The sequence below is a fragment of the Calorimonas adulescens genome, assembly GCF_008274215.1.
Lineage (GTDB): Bacteria > Bacillota > Thermoanaerobacteria > Thermoanaerobacterales > UBA4877 > Calorimonas > Calorimonas adulescens.
The window spans coordinates 1-3,536 of sequence record NZ_VTPS01000043.1; the positions used below are offsets into that span (position 1 = coordinate 1).

Consider the following 3,536-nt stretch of genomic DNA (forward strand, 5'->3'; position numbering starts at 1 on the left):
TTTAGTTGTTCTTGAGACATTAGATAACGCACCTCATTCCCCATAGTGACATTTTATCACGATAGTCTACAAGGTGACATTATCATAAAATAACCACATAAAAAATGAACCCAATGTTGAAAAAGTTGGCATCTCTTCATATTACGATTCTACTGTACCTGATGGGCGAATAATTCTAAATATAATAAAGGCAAATAAAGATTATGTACAGTTAACTAATTCTAAGGTGATAAAAGGAAGGTTTCCAGTAAAAGATGATGAAATAGCTATAGAAGAATGGGTTTTAAAAAACATGGGGGTAAATCCGGAACCAGGTACTAAGATTAATTTCAATTTATATGGAAAAAAGACTAACAAAACATACATTTTAACCGGGATTTTACAAGACAGGCCACGGTTAAAATCATCAGGGCAGATGGAAGCCATCCTTAATTTAAATGAAAATGATTCTTATAAAAATGCACAAGTTTATGTAAAGTTTGATGAAAATACTGACATAAATAAAGATATACAAAACATAGCCAAGGACTTGAAAATAGATAATAAATATGTTAGAAAAAACAATATGCTTTTGGAATCATTAGGAAGCAGCAAAAAAATAGATCCTACTTTTTTATTGATATCACTTGTTGCAGGGGTAGTATCATTAATAGTAATTTTAGGCATTTTCAATATAGCCATATTACAAAGGTTATCTGAATATGGAATAATGAGGGCAGTTGGAGCAGGTTCCTTACAGATTTTGATGCTACTTTTTTATGAATTATTAACCTTACTATTGATTAGCATACCAATCGGAATTGTGGGTGGTCTTGCGGGAGCGAAATTTTTAAGCTCAATAGCAGGAAATCTATTCACAGAATGCAAAGTCGACATAAAAAATATAGTTCTATCTCCGAGAGTTTTCTTGATGTCCATAATAATTAACCTTATTTCTATAATTATAGTTACATTGATTACATATAGAAGCGTAAAAAGGCTAACGCTTATTGACTCAATAAGAAAAAATTTAAACACGGATATAAAATACAAAAAAGTATTAATTAAGACAAATTTCTTATATAGAATTCTACCATTTTCAAAATACATTTCACTTAGAAACATCTTTAGAAATAAAAAAAGTTTCTATATGATAATTCTATCTATGTGCTTGGGGAGCACTATATTCATAGTATCAAATTTTTACGCGGAGCTTACAGCAGCTCAAATAAATAAAGAGGCCGAAACATCAAAGATAAATACCGATTATAAAATAGAAATAATACCCGGTACAAATTTATCAGTGGGTATTCCTCTTGAAGACATCCAAGAAATAAAAAACTTAGAAGGTGTAGAAGAAGTTAAAACAATACAGCCGATATACGGGAGAATGAAACTGAAAAAAGAAAATATAGCTGAGCCTTTATATTTTGAACAGATAAATGACTCTCCTTATTTTAAAGAAGTACTTAATGGCCTGCTTGTTAAAGAACCAAATAGTGACGAGTACATATTGAAAAATGATATTTATGGATATGATGATAAGCTTCTTAAAGAGATGAAAAAATATGTAAAAGAAGGGCAGATAGACATAGAAAAAATGAAAAAGGAAAAAATTGCTATCATTGCCATACCTCATCCGATGAACACTAAACATTTAAGTCCTGATGTAGTAAATTTAAAAGTTGGAGACAAGATAACGGAAAGTTTTAGAAAAGATGGGGATACAGGAGAAGAATTTTTTAGAATGGAAGATACAAATGCACAATTTAAAGAGGAAGAATTTACTGTAGGAGCAATAGTAGAAAAATTAATAGATTCTTCCGATTATTATGCAGGCAATAATAGTGTTCAAGTTGTCATATCTAACGATATTTTACAGAAAATAAGCGGATTTAAAAATTACAGACTCATTGATATAAATGTAAAACCAGGTTATAACAGTGAAAAATTGTACAATCAGATTTTAAAAATTGCTAAAAGAACACAAGGAGCGACAGTTTTAAATCTAAGCAATGAAAAGCAGAAGATAAAGGCATTTGCGACAAATCAGCTTATATTTATAAATACCATAGTAATAGTACTATTTGCCATAAGCTTCTTAAATATAATCAATAATGTAAGTTACAGCTTAATATCGAGAGTAAATGAGTTTGGCATGATAAGAGCCGTTGGCATTACAAACAAAGAATTCAGAAAGATGATAACATTTGAAGGTATGACATATGGAATATTTTCAAGCATTTTGTCTGTGATATTTGGACTGACTGGACAGGTGATATTATTTAAATACTTAGGTCCAAATTTAATCACTCCAAAATTTACAATTGCTTGGAAAATATATCTTTTCATCATAATAGTAAATATCCTTTTAGGATTTTCAGCTACATTTATTGTATCAAAACGGGTAAAGCGTATGAGTATAGTAGAATCTATCAGCACAATAAATTAGGAGAGGAGCATTTATATTATGGTTATATTAAAAACGATAAATTTAAACAAAGTTTACGGGAAGGGTGAAAATAAAGTACATGCGCTAAAAAATATAAACATAGAAGTAGAAAAAGGTGAATTTTTGGCAATCGTAGGACCAAGCGGAAGTGGAAAATCAACATTGCTCCACTTATTAGGAGGACTTGATAAACCAACAGAAGGAACAGTTGAGATAGATGGTGTGGATATATATAAGCTATCTGAGGACAAATTAGCTATATACAGGAGGAGAAATATAGGATTCGTATTTCAGCAGTACAATTTGATACCAGTATTAAACGTAAGAGAAAATATAGAAATGCCAGTAAGGCTAGATAAAAAAATACCAGATAAAGAATATATAGATGATTTGATAGAATTTTTAGGATTAACCGAAAGACAAAATCATTTACCAAATCAGCTTTCAGGAGGTCAGCAGCAGAGAGTGGCAATAGGCAGAGCACTGGCAGCAAAGCCCAGTATAATATTAGCAGATGAACCCACGGGGAATTTAGACACAAAAACGACAGGTGAAGTAATGAACCTAATAAAAAGTTCTATTAAAAAATATAATCAGACACTTGTATTGATAACACATAACGAAAATATAGCACAAAGTGCAGACAGAATATTATCTATCGTTGATGGAGAAATACGATAGAGATAATGATGAGATGTTGCATAAGCAAGGTGATATAACAAGAAGGAAAGAGACAACAGAGAGAGTATTTGCAGATATGAAATAGAAGCATGGTTTGCGATGGACAACGTTAAGAAGTATAAAAAAATTGTCCATGCAGGCGATGCTTGTTTTCGCATGCATGAATTTAAAAAAATTAGCGACATGGCTATTGAAAAAAGGTAAGAATCCTTCGCCTTTGCATGATTTTTATCCAATATTTACTATGTTATATACACAATTATATCCAAATACAAAGCAAACCCCACTTTTTACGTAATAGAAAGGGGGGTTTGTCTTCAATCTGAAGGGAGTGTCGCAAAACACTATTTAAGTGTTAGCGGCACTCCCCTTTTTTGGATAAAAAATAAAAAACAGCTTCAAAATTTTAAAGGGAATATGGGCT

The 3,536-nt window shown here is 31.1% G+C and carries 2 protein-coding genes and 1 pseudogene; all 3 read left to right on the forward strand.

Annotated elements, in window-relative coordinates; translation table 11 throughout:
- Positions 1–226: 226 nt before the first annotated feature.
- Positions 227–2,431 carry an ABC transporter permease gene (locus tag FWJ32_RS13135; RefSeq protein ID WP_149546417.1) on the forward strand — a complete coding sequence of 735 codons (2,205 nt, stop codon included), beginning with the start codon at positions 227–229 and terminating at the stop codon, positions 2,429–2,431.
- An 18-nt stretch (positions 2,432–2,449) separates the two neighbouring features.
- Entirely contained in the window at positions 2,450–3,112 is a 663-nt protein-coding gene (locus FWJ32_RS13140) for an ABC transporter ATP-binding protein (RefSeq protein WP_149546418.1), read from the forward strand.
- 40 nt (positions 3,113–3,152) lie between these two features.
- Positions 3,153–3,410, forward strand: a pseudogene (locus FWJ32_RS13145) (transposase); the annotation flags it as partial.
- Positions 3,411–3,536: the final 126 nt, after the last annotated feature.

Excerpts from the sequence above, each read along its gene's own strand:
- FWJ32_RS13140 (WP_149546418.1), top strand. The coding sequence starts at position 2,450 with ATGGTTATATTAAAAACGATAAATTTAAACAAAGTTTACGGGAAGGGT.